The organism is Salibacterium halotolerans, from assembly GCF_900115625.1.
In the GTDB taxonomy this organism is placed as follows: Bacteria; Bacillota; Bacilli; order Bacillales; family Marinococcaceae; genus Salibacterium; species Salibacterium halotolerans.
The window spans coordinates 85,648-110,110 of the sequence record NZ_FOXD01000001.1; the positions used below are offsets into that span (position 1 = coordinate 85,648).

19 protein-coding genes are annotated in these 24,463 nt (G+C 47.9%); 15 read left to right on the plus strand and 4 right to left on the minus strand.

Annotated elements, in window-relative coordinates:
• The first annotated feature begins 57 nt into the window (after positions 1-57).
• Together xylA and xylB are read left to right on the plus strand one after the other, a co-directional pair.
• The gene (xylA, locus tag BM124_RS00355; protein WP_093334662.1) at positions 58-1,380 is read left to right on the plus strand and encodes a xylose isomerase; all 1,323 of its coding nucleotides are present in this window, start codon (positions 58-60) and stop codon (positions 1,378-1,380) included.
• Between the two features lie 13 nt (positions 1,381-1,393).
• Positions 1,394-2,893, plus strand: coding sequence for a xylulokinase (gene xylB, locus BM124_RS00360; RefSeq protein ID WP_093334663.1), 1,500 nt, complete (start codon positions 1,394-1,396; stop codon positions 2,891-2,893).
• 307 nt (positions 2,894-3,200) lie between these two features.
• Here the strand turns inward: xylB and BM124_RS00365 are convergent, their stop codons facing one another.
• From BM124_RS00365 to xylF, 3 genes are read right to left on the minus strand one after another with little or no spacing between them, the layout of a single operon-like run.
• Complete coding sequence (locus BM124_RS00365; protein ID WP_093334664.1) at positions 3,201-4,328, minus strand: sugar ABC transporter permease; 1,128 nt, start codon at positions 4,326-4,328, stop codon at positions 3,201-3,203.
• Positions 4,318-5,838 carry a sugar ABC transporter ATP-binding protein gene (locus tag BM124_RS00370; RefSeq protein WP_170840888.1) on the minus strand — a complete coding sequence of 507 codons (1,521 nt, stop codon included), beginning with the start codon at positions 5,836-5,838 and terminating at the stop codon, positions 4,318-4,320. The genes BM124_RS00365 and BM124_RS00370 overlap by 11 nt, the downstream gene beginning before the upstream one ends.
• A 26-nt stretch (positions 5,839-5,864) precedes the next feature.
• Positions 5,865-6,938 carry a D-xylose ABC transporter substrate-binding protein gene (gene xylF, locus BM124_RS00375; protein WP_093334666.1) on the minus strand — a complete coding sequence of 358 codons (1,074 nt, stop codon included), beginning with the start codon at positions 6,936-6,938 and terminating at the stop codon, positions 5,865-5,867.
• A 196-nt stretch (positions 6,939-7,134) separates the two neighbouring features.
• Between xylF and BM124_RS00380 the strand changes: the two genes are divergently transcribed.
• From BM124_RS00380 to BM124_RS00405, 6 genes are all read left to right on the plus strand, one after another.
• The gene (locus BM124_RS00380) at positions 7,135-8,310 is read left to right on the plus strand and encodes an ROK family transcriptional regulator (protein WP_093334667.1); all 1,176 of its coding nucleotides are present in this window, start codon (positions 7,135-7,137) and stop codon (positions 8,308-8,310) included.
• 553 nt (positions 8,311-8,863) lie between these two features.
• Complete coding sequence (locus tag BM124_RS00385) at positions 8,864-11,182, plus strand: glycoside hydrolase (RefSeq protein WP_093334668.1); 2,319 nt, start codon at positions 8,864-8,866, stop codon at positions 11,180-11,182.
• Positions 11,183-11,273: 91 nt separating this feature from the next.
• Positions 11,274-12,587 (plus strand): ABC transporter substrate-binding protein, encoded by a 1,314-nt coding sequence (locus tag BM124_RS00390; RefSeq protein WP_093334669.1) that lies wholly within the window; start codon positions 11,274-11,276, stop codon positions 12,585-12,587.
• A 262-nt stretch (positions 12,588-12,849) separates the two neighbouring features.
• Positions 12,850-13,563 (plus strand): carbohydrate ABC transporter permease, encoded by a 714-nt coding sequence (locus BM124_RS00395; protein ID WP_342028571.1) that lies wholly within the window; start codon positions 12,850-12,852, stop codon positions 13,561-13,563.
• Positions 13,564-13,566: 3 nt separating this feature from the next.
• The gene (locus BM124_RS00400) at positions 13,567-14,394 is read left to right on the plus strand and encodes a carbohydrate ABC transporter permease (RefSeq protein WP_342028572.1); all 828 of its coding nucleotides are present in this window, start codon (positions 13,567-13,569) and stop codon (positions 14,392-14,394) included.
• 41 nt (positions 14,395-14,435) lie between these two features.
• A complete protein-coding gene (locus BM124_RS00405) occupies positions 14,436-16,469 on the plus strand; it encodes a beta-galactosidase (protein WP_093334671.1) in 2,034 nt (677 codons plus the stop codon).
• Positions 16,470-16,527: 58 nt separating this feature from the next.
• Here BM124_RS00405 and BM124_RS00410 read toward each other — a convergent pair whose 3' ends face one another.
• Positions 16,528-17,760 (minus strand): hemolysin family protein, encoded by a 1,233-nt coding sequence (locus tag BM124_RS00410; RefSeq protein ID WP_093334672.1) that lies wholly within the window; start codon positions 17,758-17,760, stop codon positions 16,528-16,530.
• Positions 17,761-17,913: 153 nt separating this feature from the next.
• Between BM124_RS00410 and BM124_RS00415 the strand changes: the two genes are divergently transcribed.
• From BM124_RS00415 to BM124_RS00445, 7 genes are all read left to right on the plus strand, one after another.
• Positions 17,914-18,183: a YhdT family protein gene (locus BM124_RS00415; RefSeq protein WP_093334673.1), complete on the plus strand. Its 270-nt coding sequence runs from the start codon at positions 17,914-17,916 to the stop codon at positions 18,181-18,183.
• Positions 18,180-19,622, plus strand: a complete 1,443-nt coding sequence (gene panF, locus BM124_RS00420; protein ID WP_093334674.1) for a sodium/pantothenate symporter — start codon at positions 18,180-18,182, stop codon at positions 19,620-19,622. The genes BM124_RS00415 and panF overlap by 4 nt, the downstream gene beginning before the upstream one ends.
• Before the next feature lie 77 nt (positions 19,623-19,699).
• Positions 19,700-20,587: an S-layer homology domain-containing protein gene (locus BM124_RS00425; RefSeq protein ID WP_093334675.1), complete on the plus strand. Its 888-nt coding sequence runs from the start codon at positions 19,700-19,702 to the stop codon at positions 20,585-20,587.
• 33 nt (positions 20,588-20,620) lie between these two features.
• Positions 20,621-21,790 carry an S-layer homology domain-containing protein gene (locus BM124_RS00430; protein WP_093334676.1) on the plus strand — a complete coding sequence of 390 codons (1,170 nt, stop codon included), beginning with the start codon at positions 20,621-20,623 and terminating at the stop codon, positions 21,788-21,790.
• Positions 21,791-22,231: 441 nt separating this feature from the next.
• Positions 22,232-23,452, plus strand: a complete 1,221-nt coding sequence (locus BM124_RS00435) for an ROK family transcriptional regulator (protein WP_093334677.1) — start codon at positions 22,232-22,234, stop codon at positions 23,450-23,452.
• A gap of 154 nt (positions 23,453-23,606) precedes the next feature.
• Positions 23,607-23,888: a UPF0175 family protein gene (locus BM124_RS00440; protein WP_093334856.1), complete on the plus strand. Its 282-nt coding sequence runs from the start codon at positions 23,607-23,609 to the stop codon at positions 23,886-23,888.
• The gene (locus BM124_RS00445) at positions 23,885-24,388 is read left to right on the plus strand and encodes a PIN domain-containing protein (protein ID WP_093334678.1); all 504 of its coding nucleotides are present in this window, start codon (positions 23,885-23,887) and stop codon (positions 24,386-24,388) included. The genes BM124_RS00440 and BM124_RS00445 overlap by 4 nt, the downstream gene beginning before the upstream one ends.
• Positions 24,389-24,463 lie beyond the last annotated feature (75 nt).

The window sequence follows — 24,463 nt, forward strand, 5'->3', positions numbered from 1 at the left end:
TTCAGACATTTAAAATATATTGTAAACGGTTTTTAATAGTGAAGGAGGATTTGTTTTATGGAATATTTCAAAGACATCAGCCGGATTGCGTATGAAGGACCACAGTCCACGAACCCGTTCGCGTTTAAATACTACAATCCAGAGGAAAAAGTACAGGGAAAGACGATGGAGGAGCATCTCCGGTTTTCGGTAGCGTATTGGCATACGTTTGTAGAGAGCGGGTCGGATCCGTTCGGCGCCGGCACGATGGAGCGGCCATGGGACGGATACACCGGGATGGACCTGGCCAAAGCGCGGGTAGAGGCGGCATTCGAATTTTTCGAGAAACTCGGCGTGCCGTATTTCTGTTTCCATGATGTAGATATCGCGCCGGAAGGAAATACATTAAGAGAAACAAACAGGAATCTCGATACGATTGTCGGTATGATCAAAGAGTACATGAAAGACAGTAACACCAGGCTGCTTTGGAACACCGCGAACAATTTCACCCATCCCCGCTTTATCCACGGCGCAGCGACGTCCAATAATGCGGATGTGTTCGCGTATGCTGCTGCCAAAGTGAAGAAGGGACTTGAAATCGGCAAAGAACTCGGCGGAGAAAATTACGTGTTCTGGGGCGGACGGGAAGGTTACGAAACGCTCTTGAACACAGATATGAAGCAGGAGCTGGATAATCTGGCGCGGTTCTTTCATATGGTGGTGGATTACGCGGAGGAAATAGGATACGAAGGTCAGTTTCTGATCGAACCGAAACCGAAAGAACCGATGAAGCACCTGTATGACTTTGATGTAGCGACGGGTTATGCGTTTCTGCAGAACTACGGGCTGACTGATCATTTCAAATTCAACATTGAAGCCAATCACGCTACACTGGCCGGTCATACGTTTGAGCATGAGCTGCATTACGCCCGGATTCATAACATTCTAGGATCTGTGGATGCCAACCAGGGAGATCTGCTTCTGGGATGGGACACTGACGAGTTTCCATCGGACCTTTATTCTTCGGTCCTGGCCATGTATGAAATTCTGAAAAACGGCGGGCTCGGTAAAGGAGGTCTGAACTTTGACGCGAAAGTACGCAGAGGTTCCTTTAAACCTGAAGATCTCTTCCACGCCCACATTTCCGGTATGGATACGTATGCTGCCGGGTTGAAAGTCGCCTCCCGCCTGCTGGATGACGGTGTGCTCGAAGATATTATCTCCAAGCGGTACAGCAGTTACGGCGAAGGAATCGGAGCGGATATTGTAAATGACCGCACCGATATTCACAAATTGGAGGAACATATCCTGGATGCAGGTTCGATTGAGCATCAGTCCGGACGTCTGGAAAAAATCAGATCGATCCTCAATCAATATCTGCTCACGGAATTTTCCCGGTAAAGGAGCATAAGCTATGGACTATTTCATTGGAGTAGATCTTGGAACAAGTGCCGTCAAAGCAATGCTGGTAAGTGAACAGGGAGAGGTGTCAGACGAGGTATCCAAACCCCTTTCCCTCATGCAGCCACAGAACGGTTTCAGCGAACAGAATCCGGAAGAATGGGCCGAGCAGACAACACGCGCGCTGAAGGAACTGGTGGAGCGGTTTCCGTATGATGCAGAACATATTAAAGGTCTCAGCTTTTCCGGTCAGATGCACAGCCTTGTTTTACTCGATAAACAAAACAACGTGCTCCGCAACGCCATTCTCTGGAATGATACGAGAACGACAGCACAGTGCCGGGAGATAGAAGACGTTCTGGGGAAAGAACGTCTTCTGGACATTACAAAAAACCCTGCGGTGGAAGGCGTCACCCTTTCCAAAATGTTGTGGGTGAAAGAGCACGAACCTGATACATGGGAGCAGGCCGCAACGTTTTTGCTTCCGAAAGATTATGTACGTTACAAACTAACCGGGCGTATTCATATGGACTATTCCGATGCTGCGGGAACTTTGCTGCTTGATATTGTAGAGCGCACCTGGAGCCGGGACATGTGCGAAGCTTTTGCAATCGATCCCTCGTTCTGCCCGCCGCTGCTTGAGTCCACTGCCCCTGTCGGCCCGGTGACAGAGGAAATATCACAGCGTACCGGACTGTCCCGGGAAACAGAGGTCATCGCAGGCGGCGCCGATAACGCATGCGGTGCGGTCGGCTCAGGCATTTTACAGGAAGGCAGAACGTTATGCAGCGTCGGCACGTCAGGAGTGGTGCTGTCGTACGAAGAAGACGGATCAAAAGATTTCGGAGGCAGCGTGCATTACTTTAATCACGCGGCCCCGGATGCGTATTATGCCATGGGGGTCACATTATCCGCCGGCAACAGTCTCCGCTGGTTTCAGGACGTTTTTGCCCCCGGAGAATCTATCGGCGATTTGGTAGAAGGAGTGGAGGACATCCCGTCAGGCGCCGGCGGTCTGCTTTTTACGCCTTATCTGGACGGGGAGCGCACGCCCCATGCCGATGCTGATATACGTGCCAGTTTTATCGGCATGGACAGTTCGCATGGCAGAAAGGATCTCGTCCGGTCTGTGATGGAAGGCATTACGTTCTCGTTGAAAGAATCGGTGGACATCATCCGGAATCACGGCCGGGAGATCTCATCCATTGTCTCCATCGGTGGAGGCGCGAAAAATGAAGCGTGGCTGCAGATGCAGGCGGATATATTTGAAGCCGATGTGATCAAACTGAAAAGCGAGCAGGGGCCGGGTGTAGGTGCAGCCATGCTTGCGGCTTACGGAAGCGGAGCGTTTTCAAGTCTGCAGGAATGCTCCGAGGTTTTCCTTCAGGTGGACCGAGTGTTTTATCCGGACGAGGAAAGGCGCGAAACGTACAGAGCACTATACGGCTTATACAAGGAAGTGTACGAACAGACGAAGGCACTGAACAGCAGGCTGCAAGAATTTCGAACGTAAAGATGACAGGGAAAGACCCGGGAGCGCTGGACTCCCGGGTCTTTTCTGTATCAGCAGGGGGTGACCGGCTGTCTATCAGTCTAACATTGTTTACATAGTATCCGGTAGAACGGTCCTAATGGACACAAGCACACACGAAGCAGTTGGATAGTGGCTCATAGAGATGTTCTATGAACCACTATTTCTACCTTCTCATTCGTTAGTGTCCGATAGACTTTCTCTACCGGTCACTAATCCTGATTTTTGATCAGATAGCGGGGGATGAACGGTAACACTATCTTCACTCAACCTGAGCTGATCTTTCAAGCTATTTTTTTGAAGATATGTCCAGCCAGACGGCCAGAATCAGTATCATACCTTTCACAATATTCTGCCAGAATGTTTCAACGTTCAGCATGCTCATTCCGTTATCAATGCTTGTCATAATCAAGGCACCCAGAATAGAGCCGATGATGGTTCCCGTTCCTCCCATAAGACTGGTACCGCCGATAACAACCGCTGCAATCGCATCCAGTTCATACATTTCGCCGGCACTGATCGTCGCTGCATTCAACCTGCTTGTTAAAATAATTCCAGCTACGGCAGACAATGCCCCCATCAGAACGAAAACCATTAAGGTGTTTCGTTTAATATTGATACCCGACAACAACGCAGCTTCATGATTGCCTCCGATGGAATATAGATGCCGTCCGTATGCTGTATTATTAAGAATAAAGATGAACAACAAGGCCAAAAGGGTGAGAATCAGCATAGGCATAGGAATACCTTGATAACGGCTTATATAATAAACAAGTATTAAGCATAAACCAGAATAAACAGCCAATTTTCCATAGTCAACAAAAACACTTTCCGTTACCAGTTCCAGCTTATGACTCTTCTGACGGCTCCGAATTTTTAAAGTGAAGAGACTTAGAATAAACAAGGCTGTCAGGATGTAACCGATGGAATAGGGGAGGTAGCTCTGTCCTATGGCCATAAAACCGGGATCAAGAGAAGCAATGGTTTGTCCCCCGCTTATTCCAAGCAGGATTCCCCGGAAAATCATCATTCCTGCCAACGTGACAATGAATGCGGGTATTCCTCTGTAAGCAATCCACCAGCCCTGCCAAAGACCAAGCAGGACACCGGCGGCAATGGTGGCAATAATAACCCATACTGTATTCCAGCCAAGCCATACTTGAAGAATAGCCGCTATTCCTCCTGTCAGGCCAAGCAGAGAACCGACAGAAAGATCGATATTTCCTGAAATAATCACCGATGTCATTCCGACTGCGAGTACTCCTATTACCGTCATTTGTCTCATCAGGTTCGTAATGTTTCTTGACGTCAGAAAGTCTCCGTTTGTCAGTATGGTGAAGATTGTCACAATGAGAAGAAAAGCGATAATGAGTGCATATGCTCTTATATTCATTTTGAACGATAACTTATTCAGCATGGACCGATCCCCCTGTAGCCAGCTTCATGATTGTTTCCTGATCTGCGTCTTCTCTATTAACTTCTCCGGCTGTCGTATGTTCAGCCATTACCATGATACGGTCGGACATGCCGATGAGCTCTGAAAGCTCGGACGTAATCATGATAATAGCAACTCCTTCGGATGTCAGCTCATTTATCAAATGATAGATTTCCTGTTTCGCTCCCACATCAATTCCCCGCGTTGGTTCATCAAGAATGAGTATGTCCGGGGATGTTAAAAGCCACTTGCTTAATACTACTTTCTGCTGATTTCCGCCGCTGAGTTTGTTCACTATCGTCTGCAGAGACGGAGTTTTCACTCCCATTTTCCGGGTGACCTGACGGGTGTTGAAAACCTCCTGTTCTTTGTTCAGGATGCCATACCAGGATATATGGGACAGAGAAGAGAGTGTTGTATTTTTGGACACATCCATGCCTGTTACGAGCCCGTATCGTTTTCTGTCTTCAGATACATAGCCGATGCCATGCCCGACAGCTTCTTTGGGAGAGCGCAGTGTTACCGGCTCATTATTTAGATAAACAGAACCGGACGCTTCTCCTTCATAACTGCCGAAAAGACTCATGGCAAGTTCTGTTCTCCCGGAGCCCATCAACCCGCCTATGCCGAGCACTTCCCCCTTTTTTAATTCAAAACTGATATTATACACCATGGGGTCGGTGTCTTTTTTACGGAGGAAGGAATATTCCATGACGGAAAGTATGGTATGATCTGTGCTGTTATTTTGATAGGGAAACAGCTCCGTGAGCTCTCTCCCTACCATCGAAGCGATAATCCGGTTTTCGTCAGCTTCAGAGCGGGCAATGGTTTCTATTGTTTTTCCGTCGCGGAGAATAGTGATGCTGTCCGCGATATGAAGTACTTCTTTCAGTTTATGGGAGATATAGATACAGGTTATGCCTTTGGATTTCAAATCCTCCAGAATAGACATTAAAATATCTACTTCTCCTTCGGCCAAAGCTGCAGTCGGTTCGTCCAATATAATAAGGCTGCTCTGTTTTTCCAATGCTTTCGCGATTTCAATTAACTGCTGCCTGCCAACCCCCAGATTTTTCACTTTTTCGTTGGAAGGAATGGTAAGCCCGATATAGTCGAGTAGACGTTTGGTACGGTCGTGCATGCGATTCCAGTCCATCATCCCATTATGAACAGGTTCGTTTCCAAGAAATATATTTTCGGCGACAGATAATTCTTCAACCAGCGCCAGTTCCTGATAAATAATCGTGATGCCGGCAGCCTCCGAATCTCTGATGGATTCGAAGTGCTGCTTTTGATCATGGATATAGACATCACCTTCATGGGAATCAGAAGGGTGGACTCCGCTTAATATCTTCATAAGAGTGGACTTACCGGCTCCGTTTTCGCCGCAGAGCGCATGAATTTCTCCCTCATCTACTTTAAAATTTACATTATCCAGCGCCTTCACCCCGGGAAAAGACTTTGAGATATTGTTCATGTGAAGTATCGACATTTGAATCCACCTCCAGAATGAGAATGTTATTGTGGTCTTTCCGGCCTTTCTTCTTCAGGAACGTTTGTATACACTTCTTCAAAACTATGGAAACCATCTGCGATTACAGTTTCCACCATGTTGTCCTCATTGACGGCGATCGGATCGAGGAGGATCGACGGAATATCGTACTCTCCGTTATTTACCTGCGTATCTGTTTCATATTCTTCGCCGTTAGCAACTTTCACGGCAACTTCAGCAGCACGGGTGGCAATATTGGTGATCGGTTTATATACCGTCATCGTCTGAGTGCCCTCGACAATTCTTTGGACGGCAGCCAAATCAGCGTCCTGTCCGGAGACAGCTGTCTCCTCAGCGAGTCCCTGCGCCTTTAAGGCCTGAATGGCACCACCGGCCGTACTATCGTTGGAAGCGACAACGGCATCAATATTATTATCATTTGCAGTGAGAGCGTTTTCCATAATGCTTAGAGCATTCGCAGCAGACCAGTCATCCACCCATTGATCTCCAACCACTTGGATGTTTCCAGAATCTATTTCAGGCTGCAGTACATTCATCTGACCGTTTCTAAAAACCTGGGCATTGCTGTCAGTGGGGGCGCCGCCCATTAAGAAATAATTCCCCTGTGGAACTTCTTCAAGCAGATATTCAGCCTGCATTTCGCCGACCCGCTCGTTATCAAACGATACATAAGTTTCGATATCAGCGTTATTGATCATCCGGTCGTATGCGATGACAGGAACTCCCTGTTCCTCAGCCATGGAAGCGGCAGATCCTATACTGTCCGAGTTGTCGGGGATAATAACCATGACATCCACACCCTGTGTCAGCATCGTTTCCACTTGACTGTTTTGTTCTGCCTCGTCTCCATCAGCAGACTGGACGATGACTTCATCTGCACCAAGTTCTTTTGCCTTTTTAACGAAAATGTCACGGTCATGCTGCCATCTTTCCAGTGTCAAATCCGCGACAGACAGACCGATTGTCAGAGAGTCATCTTCTTCACTGGAACTGCCTTCCCCTTCTTGAGCGACATCCTGTCCGCACGCAGCCAAAAAACATATGATGAATAAAAACAGCACTCCAAGTCTTATTTTCATTGCCTTCCCCTCCTGTTTTGTAAGTTTGTTTTAACGATAAACAAAGTATAAATCTAATATGAAAACGCTGTCAACATTTAACGCCATATTTCTCAAATGATTTATTTTTTAATTTTTCCTATATGATTAATGATGGTTATACGGTGGGTAAATATGATATTATGTTTTTTGGGCAAACAAAGTATGGAGGATTAACATGAAAACCGGTGATCAGGAGTTAGTGAAAAAAATCAATAAATCCATCGTTCTGCAGACGATACAGGCATCCAGTCCGATATCGAGGGCCCAAATCTCCAAGGAATCGGGGTTGAACAAGGCGACGGTATCTGGGTTGGTGAGCGAATTGATGGAAGAAGACTTTGTACTTGAAATCGGGACCGGGCTCTCGAGTGGCGGCCGGAAACCGGTTATGCTTTATTTTAACCAGACAGCCGGCTATGCCATCGGTATCGATCTCGGGGTAAACTATATACTGGCTGTGCTGACGGACCTGCAGGGCCAGGTAGTGGAAAAAATGGAGGAACCGCTGGAGGAAACATCTCCCGGAGTTGTTCTGCCTTTGCTTAAGAATATTATCAATACGCTGATGCAAAGGCAGCCATCCAGTCCCTACGGGGTTGTTGGCATAGGCGTTGGTGTGCCGGGTATTACGGACAATAACGGATCTATCTTATTCGCGCCAAACCTGAACTGGGAACAGGTGAATGTGAAGCAGGACCTGGAGCAGTATTTCAAGCTGCCGGTGGTTATTGAAAACGAAGCAAAAGCCGGCGCCCATGGCGAAAATATTCACGGAGCGGGCAGAAGAAGTTCAGACTTTGTTTACATCAGTCTAGGCATCGGGATTGGCACCGGCATTATTATTGATAATAAATTATACAAAGGCGCCCGCGGAATGTCGGGGGAAATGGGCCATGTCACGATCGACGCGAACGGAAAGAAATGCCGCTGCGGGAACAAAGGGTGCTGGGAATTATACAGTTCAGAAAGTACATTGCTTGAGCAGGCGGCGAAACTGCCTTCGATGGAAGGAAAAGAGTTGAATCTGGACGAGTTAATACAGGAAGCGGATTCAGGGAATGGGGAGGTTCTCTCTTTGTTCAGCCGCATCGGGGAATACGCAGGTATAGGGTTGACTAATGTCGTGAACACGTTCAACCCGGAACAGATTATCATAGGCAACCGCCTGTCCAAAATTCAGCGCTGGCTCGAGAACCCTGTACACCACGTGCTGGAACAGCGGCTGTTTCCCCCTTTTTACGAGGGGCTGGACGTCTCATTCTCCCAGTTCGGCATTGAATCCTGCGCTCTCGGTTCCGCGGCATTTTCGGTTGAAGCCTTCTTTTCAGAAAACAAAGTCACTGTTACATGAAGTTTGAAAAATCCGGCACGACGCGGTGTTTTCAGCGGAATTTCTTCTGTTGAAGGCACCGCGCTTTTTTAATAGGAGTCGTCCGTGGACACTAAATATTTGGATTGAACTTATAGTATCCACCGGAGTGAAATTGATGGACACTACGACGCTGACGTGAGCAAATAGTGTCCATTGCCGTCAGCCCGTAACCACTAATCCATGATTTCAGCTGTTTAGTGTCCCCGCAATGCCATTTCGTGGACACTAGTTTTTCCTTTCGAGAAGATAGTGGACATATCTCTCAAGATCATAAGAGAAAAAGCCTTTCATTTTGCCCCTTTCAAGAATTAATTAATTTAATTAATAATTGACATTTTAGAGGAAGTTAATTAAACTACCTTTGAAAGCGATTTCAATTTATCTTTGTCATCCAACCACAGCTGCGGCAGTCCATGCTTGTATTCTTTGTTCCATATAATGTTACGAAGGGGGCGTTTCATGCTGGAGAAAGGTAACCGAACAAAAGCGTTCATTTCCAACTGCATTTGAAAAAGGAAAGGGGCATGATGGAATGAAAAAAATGAAATGTTTTAAGTTAAGTTTAACGATACTTATTGCTGTCTCACCGTTTACTTCTTCGTACATGTCAGGTCACTCTTCTGCTGAGGAAGGGACGGATCCGGAAACAATCAAGGTGGACCCGGGTTATCAGCATGAATCGTTTGAAGGCTGGGGCACTGCCTTAACCTGGTTTGCCAATGTAACGGGGGGCTGGCCGGATGAGATAAAAGAAGATCTGGCAGATGAACTTTATGGTGAAAAGGGACTCCAATTTAATATCAGCAGGTACAATATCGGCGGCGGGGATGCCCCTGAAACCGAACCGTATATGAGACTCGGAGGAGCTGTGCCAGGCTATTGGAATCGCCCGGAAGAATTTTCACCGCCGGAAGATGCGGGGGACGACTGGGAAGAGGAGGAAAATTGGTGGAACCCTGAAAATCCGGACCACTGGAACTGGGATGCTGATGCGAATCAACGGTGGTGGCTGCAGGCCGCAAAGGAAAGAGGAGCGGATACATTTGAAGCTTTTTCTAACTCTCCGCCGTATTTCATGACCCGAAGCGGTCTGGTATCAGGGAACTGGGACCCTTGGGAGGATAATATTCAGCCTGATAAATTTGAGAATTTTGCAACTTATCTAACTACTGTCGTGGACCATCTCGAAAAAGATATGGGTATTGAATTTGATACGCTTTCCCCCGTAAATGAACCGAATAATGGATATTGGGGGGCTATGGGCCGGCAGGAAGGATCCAATTGGTCACCATCATCACAGGTTAAAATTATAAATGAGGTAAAAGAAAAACTGGATGCAAAGAATATGGATACGGTCGTATCAGGAATGGATGAAACCAATCCCGAAAGGTTCAGGCATAACTGGAATCAATATGGTTCGGCTGCACGTGATAACCTGGGGCAATTGAATGTGCACACGTACTGGCCGGAGCAGAGAGCGAGTATTAGAGACATAGCGAAAGCCGAGGAAAAAGAACTCTGGATGTCTGAAGTGGATCTTGGTCCAAGCGGCATACCACAGGACTTTGACGATATCAGGCCTGCGCTTTCTTTTTCAGAACGTATTCAAGGCGATGTTCAGGAACTGGAACCGAAAGCATGGGTGATGTGGCAGGCAATTGAAGATAAGGTCAATATGAATGAAAACAATGAAAATATGAATTGGGGGCTGATTCATGTTGATTTTGACCCGGAAAGTTTCGAAGGATTGAACTATTACAAAAACAAAAAATATTATGCTATGGGACATTACAGTAAATTCATCCGCCCGGGCGATCATTTCATCAACACGAATAACAGCGATACATTGGCTGCTGTAAGTAAAGAAGACGAAAAACTGGTGCTTGTTCACACGAACCATTCCAAGAATGAGAAAGAAGTTGAATTTGATTTGTCCAGCTTTTCATCGGTGGAGGGTTCGGTAACACCACATGTAACGTCTGAAACAGAAAACCTGAAAGAAAAAGAAAGCTTTTCTATTTCCGATGAACATTTTTCTGATAAGGTTCCCGCACAATCCATAACGACGTATGTAGTAGATGGAGTATCGGGAGTGGATGCAGGCGAACGTTTCCTGAATGAACGGGATGACTATAAAATCGTTAATAAAAACAGCGGAAAAGTGATGGATCTAAGCGAAGAAGGGAATGAACTCGTTCAGCGCACAAAACAGGACGATCAGCCAAGTCAAAAATGGAGTATCGAAAAGGTAACAGAAGGCTACAGCTCAAAAGAATATTATACAATCATGAATAAAGAGAGCGGCAGAGTGATCGGGTTGGATAATGGAAGCATTGTACAGGAGAAAGAGGCAGAAGGTGCAGGGGATCAACAGTGGTTATTGTCCACATCAGGAGATAAAGAATATACGTTTCTTAACGACAAGGAAAGGGATCTTCTTGAAATCCCAGGTGAATCGACGGAAGAAAACGCTGAACTGGGATTATGGGAACCTAACGCTGGAGACCATCAGGTATGGGAATTAATCAGAATCCCAAACAACTATACTTTTGATGACTTAAGAGCAGAAGTGGACCAGGCTGCCATCAATTCTCCCGGCATTAGAAAAGCCCTCCTGTCCAAAATAAACACGGCTGAAAAGTATGTGGACCGGGCCGAACGTTTTCGGGATCGTGGAATGACAAAACAGGCAGAAAAACAGGCAAATAAAAGTTATGACCAGTTGAACAAAGTAATACAATTTATGGAGAAGCGTCCAAGTAAGCATATTTCAGAAGTTACCAAGAAGGAGCTTACAGACATCACTAATTATGTTATCGAATATGAGCTTCAACATTTCAGGGAGCAATGAGAAAAAGCGGTTCAGCTTTCTGTTTTCCAGGAGGGCATAAACTGCACATATTATTTAATTAATTTAATTAAATTCAAAGGGGAGGCTTTTATTGGGACGTTTAAAAGTAGTTGGCAGTGTGTTCGTGCTGACAATATTCCTTATGGCCTGTGGAAATAATTCAGAAAGCAGCGGGGAAGAGGTTTCCATACCGGAAGATCCAGAGGAAGTATCCGGTGACATTACGGTATGGGCGTGGGAACTGGAGGCTAACTTTTTAGAGCAGGACGTTCTCCCGGCATTTGAAGAAAAATATCCCAATGTAAATGTGACGATTGAGAAACAAGGTGTGGACCAGGTATATCAAAAACTTAATGCAGGGTTCTCAGGTGGCGGCAGCGGCCTGCCGGATGTAACCCAGATTGAAAACAGCCGGATTAATTCATTTTCAGGGCAGTTTCCGCAAGGTTTTACGAATCTTAGTGCGTTAGGTTTTGAAGAACATGCAGATAAGTTCCCGGAAGCAAAACTGGAAGGCTTAAAAGATGCCGACGGTAATATTATTGCTATGCCGAGAGACTTAGGACCGGTAGGGGTGATCTATCGAACGGACATTTTTGAGGAAGCCGAAGTCGATCCTTCGAGTATTGAAACCTGGAGCGATTATATTGAAGCCGGTAAACAAATTGTAGATCACACGGGTGAATACATGCTGGGAAGTTATGACGATACTCTTCTCCGCGTCATGCTGCAGCAGCAAGGCACGTACTACTTCGATCAGGACGGAAATATTAATGTGAACTCAGAAGAAGCACAAAGAGCACTGGAAACAATCGGGCAGATGAAAGACGAAGGATTGCTCACGTACACCAATGATTGGGATGGTCATATCGGAGCCATGAAGAACTCGACGGTTGCTACACAGCCGGATGCCGTATGGTGGGGAGGAACCATGATCGAACAGATGCCGGAATTGTCCGGAAATTGGGGAATGTTCCCGCTTCCTGCCTTTGAAGAAGGGGGAGCGAGAGCTGCGAACAATGGTGGTTCTGCCTTAGCCATTCCGGAAGCATCAGAAAACAAAGCAGCAGCTTACGTATTCTCTGAATTTGCCACGACTCAGGAAGAACTGCAGGTTCAGGGTATTGAAAACAGAGGATTATTTCCTTCTTTAACCTCTGCCTATGAGAGCGATTATTTTAATCAGCAGCAGGAGTATTTTAATAATCAAACCTTCTACAGTGATTTTGCAGAAACCGTAGAAGATATTCCGCCGATTAATTATACAAGCGACAACCTGGCGGCCCGGGATATCATGGAAAGTCAGTTGGAGGCATTTCTGCTGGAAGATAAGTCCGTGCAGGACGTATTATCGGACAGTCAGGAAGAAATAAAAAGTCAAAGTGGCCGGGAGGTAAGTGAATAACCACAACCATGCTCAGGGCTGATTTATGACAATCAGCCCTTGAGGATACTTAAAGGAGGCGCCGGTGTTGCTGCGGAAAAAACTATCACAGTCTGGTTCATCAAGCCAGTTGCGGATTGGGTGGATAACCCTTAAAACAGCACCTTATCTATTCATAGCACCAGCTGTAATACTATTTTTACTGTTCACTGCCTATCCCATAGTTTCTTCCTTCCTGCTCAGTTTTCAGACAAACGTAGACGGTTACTATGAGTTTGTAGGATTGAGTAATTTTATAAGACTATTTCAGGATGAACTATTTTATAAAGCATTAGGCAATACGTTTATCGTATTTATCTTTCAGGTTCCTCTTATGCTCATCATCGGTACGTTGCTTGCTGTTATCCTGAATTCTGCATTGATCCGGATGAAAGGGTTTTTCAGGGCGGCTTTTTTCACCCCCGCTGTTACATCGCTGGTGGCAGCTTCTTTGATCTTTGTCGTGCTTCTTAACGGCAACTACGGGTTGGTCAACTATCTTCTTCAGTCGGTCGGACTGCCGCAGATTAACTGGTTATCCGATGGCTTTTGGGCGAAAGTATCGTTAATTATGGTCACGACCTGGAGATGGGCCGGGTACAATATGGTTATCATACTTGCCGGTCTCCAGAATATATCGAATGATTTATACGAGGCAGCCAGCATTGACGGGGCGGGAGCGGTAAGAAAGTTTTTCACTATTACTATTCCACAGCTGAAGCCGGTACTATTATTTGCTGTTGTTTTATCAACGATCGGTACGTTCCAACTCTTTGATGAACCTTATAACTTAACCGGCGGCGGTCCCAACAATGCTACGCTGACCATTACGTATTATTTGTACAACCAAGGGTTTCAATATTTTGACTTTGGTTATGCGTCAGCGATTGCCTATGTCATCGTAGTCATTATCGCTGTACTGTCCTGGCTGCAATTCAAGATGGCGAGGGATGATTAAATGATGAATAACGGACAGATAGTAAAAAAAACGTTGATGTATATTGTTCTTATCGTGGGGCTCATTTTTTCATTGGCTCCGTTTTACTGGATTGTAATTGGTGCCACTAATCCTTCAGGAGCGATATTGAGTTCACCGCCGCCGTTTCTTCCAGGCGGCCATCTAATGGAGAATCTGAGGAACTTGAGTGATTCTATTAATATATTTAAGTCTCTCTTTAATTCTTCGGCGATATCCGTTATTTTTGTCGTTTTCAGTTTACTCGTTTGTTCAGCAGCGGGGTATGCTTTTGCAAAATATCAATTTAAAGGAAGAGAAGTCATTTTCGGGGTGTTACTGCTGGCTATGATGATACCGTATCAAGCTACCATCATTCCCTTGTTTCAGTTGTTCAGCTCTCTGGATTGGATCAATACGTACAGAGCTGTCATTTTACCTCAAATGTGTTATCCCTTCGCCATTTTTTTAATCAGACAGAACATGAAGGGACTGCCGGATTCTTTAATTGAAGCAGCAAGGATAGATGGGGGCGGAGAACTATTTATTTTCTTCAAGATAGCTCTCCCGACCATGAGGCCTGCTTTGGCTGCAGTTGGTATATTTCTGTTTACTTTTCAATGGAACAATTTTATGTGGCCCTTGATTGTGTTAACGAATGAAAGCACGTATACCCTGCCGGTGGCTTTATCTACCATCGCCGGTCTTGGATCCGTCGATTACGGTCAGGTTATGCTTGGAACTGCCATTTCGATCATTCCGGTATTAATCGTATTTCTCGTACTGCAAAAGCACTTTGTTTCAGGAATACTGGGTGGAGCTACGAAAGAATAACTCCAGACATTGCATTTACTATAAAAAAGTGAGGGTTCTTTATGATAAACAAACAACTTCCAAAGATTTGGTTTGGCGGGGATTACAATCCGGAGCAGTGGGATAAGGAGACGTGGGATGAGGATATACGCATGTTTAAACTGGCCGGCATTGATGTGGCGACATTAAATGTGTTTTCCTGGGCGCTGAATCAGCCGGACGAGGATACGTACGATTTTGCGTGGCTCGATGAACAGATTGACCGCCTGTATGAACAGGGTATTTATACGTGCCTGGCCACGAGCACGGCCGCTCACCCGGCGTGGATGGCAAAGAAGTATCCCGATATTTTACGGGTGGATTTCCATGGGCAGCAGCGGAAGTTCGGAGGCAGGCACAATTCCTGCCCGAACAGTCCGACCTACCGGAAGTACTCCGAAAGAATTGCGGATAAGCTGGCAGCGCGATACAAAGAGCATCCCGGAGTGCTGATTTGGCACGTATCCAATGAATACGGGGGCTACTGTTACTGCGGGTACTGCGAAGCGGCGTTCCGGGAGTGGCTGAAAGAAAAGTACAAGACACTCGATGAAGTGAACAGAGTATGGAATACCCGTTTCTGGGGTCACACGTTTTACGACTGGGATGAAATCGTCGCCCCCAATGCATTGAGTGAGGAACGGAAAGGGAGTGAAACAGATTTTCAGGGTATCTCCATCGATTACCGCCGGTTTATGTCGGACAGTCTGCTGGAGTGTTTTCAGCTGGAGTACAACGCGCTGAAAAAACATACCCCCGATACACCGGTGACGACGAATCTCATGGGCACGTTTCCAATGCTTGATTATTTCAAATGGGGAAAAGAGATGGATGTTGTCTCGTGGGACAATTACCCGGCCATGGATACCCCGCTCAGCTACACCGCGATGACGCATGATCTAATGCGCGGGCTGAAAGGCGGGCAGCCGTTCATGCTGATGGAACAGACACCGAGCCAGCAGAACTGGCAGCCTTACAACTCTTTGAAACGGCCCGGTGTCATGAGGTTGTGGAGTTACCAGGCGGTGGCGCGGGGAGCCGATACGGTTCTGTATTTTCAGCTGCGCCGTTCCGCCGGCGCTACGGAAAAATTTCACGGTGCTGTTATTGAACACGCGGGTCATGAGCATTCGAGGGTGTTCAGAGAGACCGCGGAGCTCGGCCGGGAGCTGGACATGTTGTCGGATGAAGTGCTGGACAGCCGGGTGCAGGCCAGAGCCGCCATCGTTTTTGACTGGGAAAACCGGTGGGCGGTTGAATTGTCGAGCGGGCCGTCCGTGGCGCTTGATTACGTGACGGAAGTGCACAAATATTACGACGCCTTGTACCAGCAGAATATCCAGGTGGACATGATCGGGGTGGAAGAAGACCTGAGCGGCTATGACCTCGTTATTGCTCCTGTGTTATACATGGTGAAACGCGGTTACGCCGATAAGCTGAAGGCGTTTGTGAACAATGGCGGTACCTTTGTTACGACGTTCTTCAGCGGTATCGTGGATGAACATGATCTCGTCACCCTCGGAGGCTATCCTGGAGAGCTGCGACGTCTGCTCGGTATCTGGGCTGAAGAAATCGATGCGCTGCCGCCGGAGAAAAAGAATCAGATCATTATGAAAGAACCATGGGAGCACGGGCAGAAAGAATATGATTGCCGGATGCTGTTTGATCTTATCCACGCAGAAAGCGCTGAGGTGCTGGCGGAGTATGGTTCCGACTTTTACGCGGGCATGCCGGTTGTAACGAAGAACTCCTACGGCAGCGGAAATGCCTATTATGTGGCGTCGAGTCCGGAAGGGGATTTTCTGAAAGATTTTCTCCGCGACCTTTGTGAAAAGCAGGGAATAGACCCGCTTGTGACACACGCCGACGACGGGGTGGAAGCTTCGGAACGACACAGGGACAGCCGTTCCTATCTGTTTCTCATGAATCACAACGACCGCACGTCATCGTTTGATATCGGAGAGAGGCAGACTGAGGATCTGCTTACAGGACAAAAGGTGACAGGAGCGCACACTATCGAGCCAAAAGGGGTGATGATTTTAAAAGACTTCCGGTAAGAAAATAAAGCATACCAAAAAAGCTTCCGCCCATCTGTATCGACAGGCGGAAGCTTTGTTATTCTTCCGTCATTTTTGTGATTCTCACTTTTTCAATCCGGTTTTGATTCATCTTCAGGATTTCAAAGTACAGTGAATCATATTCCAGCTTGTCTTCTTCCCGGGGAATATGCCCCATCTCTTTGTACAGAAAACCGGCAATGATATCTTCCTCTTCGGGGATACTTTCCCGGAACAGATCATTGAGACGGCGGAGACCGAGCTTGCCGTGGCAGACGATATGTTTCTCCGACAGTTCCTCAATCAGCTTCTCTTCCCCGTCGTCGGTTTCATCGGCGATTTCCTGGCCGATCATCGCTTCAATAATGTCTTCGTGGCTGATAATACCACTGGTGCCGCCGTATTCATCGAGCACGATGGCCAGATGCTTTTTCTCTTTGAGCATCATTTTAAAGACTCTCTCGATGTTAGTCGTTTCGACAATGTAGAGCGGATAATTATCGGTGAAATCCGCCAGGCTCCGGTGCGGCTCCTGAGCCCAGCGAAGAAGAAGTTTGGAATGAAAAATACCGATGATATGGTCCATATCCCCGTCATACACGGGATAGCGGGTATGGTTATTCTCGAGCACGATGGCTTCAGCTTCGTCGTATGAGCTTCCGGCCGGAATGCCGGTAATGTCGATGCGCGGCGTTTTCAGGGCATCTTTCACATCTTTGTTGTAAAAGTCGATGACCCCTTTGATCCGCTGGGTTTCATCGCTTTCAAACGTTCCTTCCGACGAACCGATGTCGACCATCGTTTTCAGTTCCTCTTTGGAGAAAGAGGACTGTTCTTTTTCCCCTTTGGAGATAATCCGTATGACCGCTCCTGTGAAATGCGACAACAGAAAGGTCAGTGGTTTGAAAACGGTCATCACAGCTCGAATAACCGGGGCGACCAAATAGGCAATCCGGTCGGCAAAGGTAGCTGCCGTTGATTTTGGCAGCACTTCAGAAAAGATAATAATCGTTACCGTAAGGGCTGCTGATGCGATGCCGACGTTGATGCCGTAATCGAGAGCTACGATAGTGACCAGCGTGGGCAGGGTAATATTGGAAATATTATTGCCGATCAAGATCGCGGTGATCATTTCATCGGGACGTGAAATCATATGTAATAATTTTTGGGATGCTTTATCTCCGTTGTCCGCGCGTGATTTTACTTTCATCTGATTGACGGCGGTAAGAGCCGTTTCGCTGCCTGATAAAAACAGGGATACACAGAGTAAAACGATAATAGCAGCTATCATATAACCATCCTCCAAGGTTTGAACGTGTTCCACACTTCTTACTATACCCTTCCCAAAACAGAAGAAACACCGAATTATTTTGCGAATTGTATGTGAAAAAGGAACGATACATAGTAAAATCTGTCGTAGATGATTGCTTGAGGGGAGAGGGAGATGAAGAACGTGGATCAGCGATTTCGTATTGCACACCGGGAAGCCTGGATTGGGGTCGGCCTGGTGGTATTCAATTTTCTTTGGTGGTTTGGTTTTGCTTACGGCCTGGGGTCGGTTGAGCCGGAGGAGTACCACTATATCCTGGGGATGCCGGCCTGGTTTTTCTACAGCTGCGCGCTGGGATCGGTTGTGATGATGGTGCTGGTCAGCGCCGTAGTAAAGCTTTTTTTCAAAGAAGTACCGCTTGACGATGAGGAGGGATCCTCATGAACTGGGGAGTTGTGATCCCTCTGATTATATTTGTCACGGCGATTTTCGGTATCGGTTTCTGGGCATCGAGGCAGATGGCGTCCAAGCGTGACTTCCTGCAGGAGTATTTTCTCGGAAGCCGGGAGCTTGGCGGGCTGATCCTTGCGATGACGATGATTGCAACGTATGGAAGCGCGAGCAGTTTTGTCGGCGGTCCGGGAGTCGCCTACACCCAAGGTCTCGGCTGGGTGCTGCTTGCGATGTCCCAGACGGCAACCGGTTACTTCGTGCTCATGATTCTTGGGAAAAAATTTGCGGTAAAGGCACGGCAGTATAAGGCTGTGACACTCGTCGATTACCTGAAAGGACGTTATGAGAGCAAGGCTGTCGTGCTGCTCAGTGCGGCAAGCATTATTATTTTCCTGTTTTCGGCGATGGCCGCGCAGTGGGTGGGAGGCGCCCGTCTGATTGAGTCGCTGACGGGGCTTTCCTACACGTCCGCTTTGTTCATTTTTGCCGCCGCGGTGATTGTATACGTTATCATCGGTGGATTCCGTGCCGTCGTCGTAACGGACACACTGCAGGGTATCGTCATGTTTTTCGGTACACTTATTATACTTATTGGAACCATTATAGCAGGCGGCGGCATGGGTAACATCATGGCCGATCTTGCCGCGGAGAATCCAAATCTTGTGACGCCGTTTGGTCACGACGGCAGCCTGACCCCGAGGTATGTTTCTTCGTTCTGGATTCTTGTAGGTGTGGGTGTCATCGGCCTGCCACAGGTAGCGGTGCGGGCCATGTCCTATAAGAGTTCCAAAGGGATGCATCGGGCGCTCATCATCGGTACAGTGGTAACAGCGTTTATGATGTTTGGGATGCACCTTGTCGGCGTGATGGCCCGTCCAATTCTGCCCGGCATTGAAACACCGGATTCGGTGATGCCGCGGATAGCGATGGAAGTGCTGCCAGCCTGGCTTGCCGGTATCGTGCTGGCTGCGCCGATGGCAGCCATCATGTCCACCGTGGATTCGCTGCTGCTTCTTGTGAGCTCGACGGTGGTGAAAGATGTGTATGTGAACTACATGAAACCCGATGCTTCCCGGCAGCAGGTGAAACGGGTCAGCTTCGGGGTGACGGCGGTTCTTGGTATCAGCGTATTTGCGATGTCGCTCAGCCCGCCTGATCTGTTAATCTGGCTGAACCTGTTCGCTTTCGGGGGTCTTGAGTCTGCCTTTATCTGGCCGGTCGTTCTCGGTCTGTACTGGTCGAAAGGGAACAAGTACGGAGCGCTTGCCTCCATCATCATCGGAGTCGCCGCGTACAGTCTAATCCATAATCTGTGGCCGGAACCGTTCGGGATGCATACGGTAACTCTGCCGGTATTGTTATCGTGTGCCGGCTATGTGACAGCAAGCCTTGCCGCGCGGAAAATGGGCACCGGCGGACTTTCCGGATGAAAACGTTTATGGGAAGGAAGACAGCGGGAATTTTAGTTTTGTAAAAGGTATTTTGGATAAAAAAGGAGGTCCAGCAGATGAAGCCTGTAAATCGTGCCGGCCTGCTTCTCTCGACAGCGACGGCAGCAGTGATTGGAAGTTCTTTGTATTCCGCGGGTGATGCAGCCGCGGCAGAAGCGTTCTCCGATGTCAGAAATAGTTACTGGGCTTCGGAATCTATACAACATCTGGCGGAAGAAAACATCGTGAATGGATATTCTGACGGAACCTACCATCCCGGCGAAGAAATCAACCGCGGTCAAGTGGCTGAACTGCTGACGACAGCATTCAGCCTTGATGCAGGCGGATCAGCCCCGTCATTCAGCGACCTCGACAGTGGAAGTTATTACGCCCCCTTTGCCCAGGCGGTAAATGAGGCAGGATTTATGACGGGAAACGGCAGTCAGTTTGAAGCAGGGCAGGACTTGACGAGACAGCAGATGGCGACGGTTCTCGTCCGGGCGTTTTCCCTGGAAGCCGGTGGGGGAGGGGGAGACGTTCGTGATTTGAATGAAGCGTCTCCGACCCACCGTCCTAATATAAACATTCTCGCCCAAACCGGTATTACGCAGACAAGCAGCGGTATGTTTCGTCCTGATGAAACGGTAACGAGAGCCCAGTTTGCGGTATTTTTGGACCGTGCAAGGGCCCAGGCACATACAAAAGATGCCGGCATTACAGAGGTGGCTGCTTCCAGTCAAAACACGGTGGATGTCGGCTTCAACCGGTCGTTGTCCTCGATCAGCGTGGAGGATTTTTCCTTTGAACCATCTGTCGGTGTGCTGAGTGTGAATTTTGTGGACGAGGAACAATCTTCGGTCGACAGCAGTGAGACCGAAACCGTCGTCCGTTTGACGACAGGAACGCATGAAACAGGAGGACACACCCTTTACTACAAAGATGAACGTATGGCCAACGGATTTTAACGATGTCGTCACAATAAGAGGGGAGACAAAACGATGATGTCTTATACAAGCAAGTGGATAATGGGCGCAGCAATGGCTGCTGCTGTCTGTGTGTCCGCGGTAATCAGTCCGCAGGCACCCAGGGCAGAAGCAGCGACAGCCTTTTCGGATGTCGGAGAGGACTACTGGGCGTCCGGATCCATTCAGCGCCTTTCGGAGCAGGACATACTAGGAGGTTACTCCGACGGCACCTTTGCCCCCGGGGAGCAGATAAACCGGGGCCAGGCGGCGTCTATGCTCGTACGGGCTTTTGACTTGAATATGGAAGAACAGCCGGCATCCACATTTGAAGATTTAAACGGGGACAGCTATTTCACCCCGGCAGCCGAAGCTGTAAAGAAAGCAGGACTGATGGGCGGCCGGGAAAACAATACGCTGTTCTCCGCTGACAGAAATCTCAGCCGCGAGCAGATGGCCTCGATTCTGGTGCGGGCTTTCGGACTGCAGCCGCAGGAAGATAAGCAGACGGTTATTGCCGATATCGAGGATGCCTCCCCAACCCACCGGGCGAACATTGAAATACTCGCCGGCCACGGTATTACCTCGACACCTGATCAGCGTTTTCACCCGCGGGACTCTGTCACAAGAGCTCAGTTTGCTGTGTTTCTGGAAAGAGCGATGGCTGATGAGTATACGAAGGAGCAGGGACTGACCGGTGTGAGCGTCGTCGATGACAACACGATAGACGTGGAATTCACGCAGGCCCCGGACACCCCGGCTGCCGGACAGTTTTCACTTGATCCGGCCGTGAATGTGACACGTGCGGAGATGGCAGGAGGCAGCACGGTTCGTTTAACGGTAGAGGGGATGCAGCCTGATCAGTCTTATTCCCTGTCTTACAAAGGGACGTGGACAGGAGAAACCGTCCAAACAGCACCGGAACCGGTCGTGGAAGACGTGATGGCTTCCGGCCTGAAGCAGGTCACGGTCCAGTTCAACAGAGACATCAACGGAATGAATGTAACGGACTCTGAAGCGTACAGACTGGCTACTACAGGAGGCAGTACGATATCGGTCGAGAGCATTCAGGCGGAAGGGGATACCGTTACCCTGAATCTGAACGAAGCCCGGCCGCAGGGCGACACCGCTGTCCTGCAGCTGTCCGCCCCGGTTGTGCCGGACTCCGAAACGTACAACCTGGTGTTTTTTGATGAAACGTTGTAGAACAAGGAAGGGCATGTAAAAGCGGCTTCCGGTTATCCTGAGCGATAGCCGGGAGCGTTTTGTTTGTAGATGGAAAAAGCAGGAGGTGATGCCTGCTATGCTTGTAGTGGACACTACGTGTTGAAAACGAGAGGTTAGTGTACGCTCATCGATGGTTGGTGGACACTATCTTTCCGGAATAGGAAGCTAGTGTACCATGGACGTATAGGTAGAGACACTATTTAGTCGCGACGGCAGGTTAGTGTTCACGAACATGACTTCCGTAGACGCTATGTAGGCCTCCGGGTGATTTAGTGTCCACACCCTGATTTGTTCAAAAGCATACCGTTTTTCACGAAGGGAAAACATATAAAAAAGCTTTATGTAAACGCATACAATATAACATTAATTAAGTTAATTTATATGATATAATGAAAGGAACGACAGGATGGAGGGCACAAAATGGTACAAACCGGAAGTTTTCAATGGATGAAATCATTAAATAAATCTATTATATTAAATAAAATACGCACGAACGGGCCGATTTCACGCGCTCAGATCGCCAAAGATACCAAGCTGACACCCCCGACCGTGAGCAGTATCGTGAAAGAGTGGCTGGATCAGGGCTTTGTGAAAGAAAGCAGTCTTGGAACGTCGCAGGGCGGACGGAAACCGACGATGCTCGAGATGAACAACAGCGCGTTTTTTGTGATAGGTATCGACGCCGGCCCGGAAGAAATGGAAATGATCATCTCGGATTTGTCCGGTGACATCGTGGACCACGCCCGGATGCCGATCCCACCGTCCATCGGGGAGCAGGATTTTATGGACATGCTGCAGGACGGAATAGACCGGTTCTTACACACATATAATCATCTCCGTGAAAATATCATCGGCATAGGTGTCGCCATGCACGGTGTGGTGGATGCGGCGTCGGGGATATCGCTTTATGCGCCGAATCTGAATCTGCGTGACATGCCGATAAAAGAGGAACTGGAAGCTGCTTTTCCCTATTCGGTGAAGGTCGAAAATGACGCAAGAGCGATGGCGCTAGGAGAAGCCTGGTTCGGCGAAAGCGGGGAGGCCCACAGCATGATGGCCGTCAACATCGGCCGCGGTATCGGAGCCGGTATGGTCATAGACGGAAAGCTGTATCACGGGGAATTTGATACAGCTGGAGAAGTCGGGCACATGACGATTGATATTCACGGAGAAACGTGTCAGTGCGGCAATACCGGGTGCCTTCAGACGATGGCCTCCGGACCGGCGCTTGCCGCTAAAGCAGAGAAAGTGGCAGCATCCGGGGAAGCCGCGGCACTGTCTGAAAGAGCTTCCCGCAGCGGCGGCGTCATCACCGGGGAACTGGTGTATGAAACGGCGCTGGCAGGAGATGAGGTGTGCCGGAAGCTGCTCGAAGACACCGGCCGTTACATCGGCATCGGCTTCACGAACCTGATTCACGTCATGAACCCCGGCAAAATCGTGATCGGAGGAGGTGTGTCCAAAGCAGCATCTTATATCCTTCCTCCGATAAAAGGAGAAATTGAGAAGCGGGCCCTGACGACAAAAGCCAAGCACACCGACGTCGTCGTTTCCGGACTCGGCGACCAGGTCACAGCACTCGGCGCCGTCTCGCTCGTGCTGGTCGAGCTGTTTGACCCTGAAGTGATCGTTTCGCAGTGAATACGCTTTGGATGGTATAACAGTCCATTAACGATTTTGACTAGTGAGGGACTGCTGAATGATAAAGCCACCGATATGTGAAAGAATAGGACAGAATGTCAACTGCTTTGTAGATCATGGTAAGATAAACAAAAGGAGCGTGATGAATGTGACGATGGAATCCTTTAAGGTAAACCTGCCCAAAGAATTTCTCCCAGTGATTCAAACGATGGAAGGATCAGATGTGGATGCTAAAGTAAGAGTATCTCTTGCAATCGGACTTTTTGCCGAAAAACAGGTAACTCTGGCCCGTGCGGCAACGTTAGCGGAAATGCCTTTGGCTGAATTCATTGATGTATTACGCTCAAAAAATCTTCCATGGTTGGAATATACGGAAGATCATTTAAAAGAGGACCAGAAAGCAATACATGACATTCTTAAAGAGGAAGAGAAATGACAAAAGTTCTTGTTAACTCTACGCCTATTATTGGCCTTTCCATGATCGGAAAGCTTTCTCTTTTAACAGATTTATTTGATGATGTGCTGGTCCCCGAAGCGGTTTTTTATGAAATCATTCATGACCACACCTCAAAGTCTCATGGAAAACAGGAACTTTTAGAGTTTATAGATAAAGGAACGTTTCAATTGTACCGCGTCGAAAACAGTCCAATGGTCCAAAAGTTGTACGGAAAACTTCATGAGGGTGAACTGGAAGTTATCGTTGGAGCGAAGGAGTTAAATGTGTCATATGTGATTATAGACGAAAAGGCTGCCCGTACTTTATCGAAAACTTTTATGCTTACGCCAATTGGAACCCTCGGTATTTTAATACTCGCTAAGAAAAAAGGAAAAATTGAAGCCATCAAGCCAATATTAGATGAGTTGAAGGAATACAACTTTCATGTATCCAAGTCTCTGTACTATAAAGTGCTGCACCAGGCTGGAGAGTTAAGATAGAAAAGGATTGGGAATCTAGATTGCTTTTGTAATAGTGTGGCCTTGCACATTAACAATCTTATTCCCGATAAGTGC

Bases quoted from the DNA above. Each gene is read 5' to 3' on its own strand.
- xylB (WP_093334663.1), top strand. From the start codon at position 1,394: ATGGACTATTTCATTGGAGTAGATCTTGGAACAAGTGCCGTCAAAGCA.
- panF (WP_093334674.1), top strand. From the start codon at position 18,180: ATGAACTGGGGAGTTGTGATCCCTCTGATTATATTTGTCACGGCGATT.
- BM124_RS00370 (WP_170840888.1), bottom strand. From the start codon at position 5,838: ATGTCGATACTTCACATGAACAATATCTCAAAGTCTTTTCCCGGGGTG.
- BM124_RS00415 (WP_093334673.1), top strand. From the start codon at position 17,914: ATGAAGAACGTGGATCAGCGATTTCGTATTGCACACCGGGAAGCCTGG.
- BM124_RS00410 (WP_093334672.1), bottom strand. From the start codon at position 17,760: ATGATAGCTGCTATTATCGTTTTACTCTGTGTATCCCTGTTTTTATCA.
- BM124_RS00435 (WP_093334677.1), top strand. From the start codon at position 22,232: ATGGTACAAACCGGAAGTTTTCAATGGATGAAATCATTAAATAAATCT.
- BM124_RS00425 (WP_093334675.1), top strand. From the start codon at position 19,700: ATGAAGCCTGTAAATCGTGCCGGCCTGCTTCTCTCGACAGCGACGGCA.
- BM124_RS00385 (WP_093334668.1), top strand. From the start codon at position 8,864: ATGAAAAAAATGAAATGTTTTAAGTTAAGTTTAACGATACTTATTGCT.
- BM124_RS00445 (WP_093334678.1), top strand. From the start codon at position 23,885: ATGACAAAAGTTCTTGTTAACTCTACGCCTATTATTGGCCTTTCCATG.
- xylF (WP_093334666.1), bottom strand. From the start codon at position 6,938: ATGAAAATAAGACTTGGAGTGCTGTTTTTATTCATCATATGTTTTTTG.
- BM124_RS00430 (WP_093334676.1), top strand. From the start codon at position 20,621: ATGATGTCTTATACAAGCAAGTGGATAATGGGCGCAGCAATGGCTGCT.
- BM124_RS00365 (WP_093334664.1), bottom strand. From the start codon at position 4,328: ATGCTGAATAAGTTATCGTTCAAAATGAATATAAGAGCATATGCACTC.
- BM124_RS00400 (WP_342028572.1), top strand. From the start codon at position 13,567: ATGAATAACGGACAGATAGTAAAAAAAACGTTGATGTATATTGTTCTT.
- xylA (WP_093334662.1), top strand. From the start codon at position 58: ATGGAATATTTCAAAGACATCAGCCGGATTGCGTATGAAGGACCACAG.
- BM124_RS00380 (WP_093334667.1), top strand. From the start codon at position 7,135: ATGAAAACCGGTGATCAGGAGTTAGTGAAAAAAATCAATAAATCCATC.
- BM124_RS00440 (WP_093334856.1), top strand. From the start codon at position 23,607: ATGGAATCCTTTAAGGTAAACCTGCCCAAAGAATTTCTCCCAGTGATT.
- BM124_RS00405 (WP_093334671.1), top strand. From the start codon at position 14,436: ATGATAAACAAACAACTTCCAAAGATTTGGTTTGGCGGGGATTACAAT.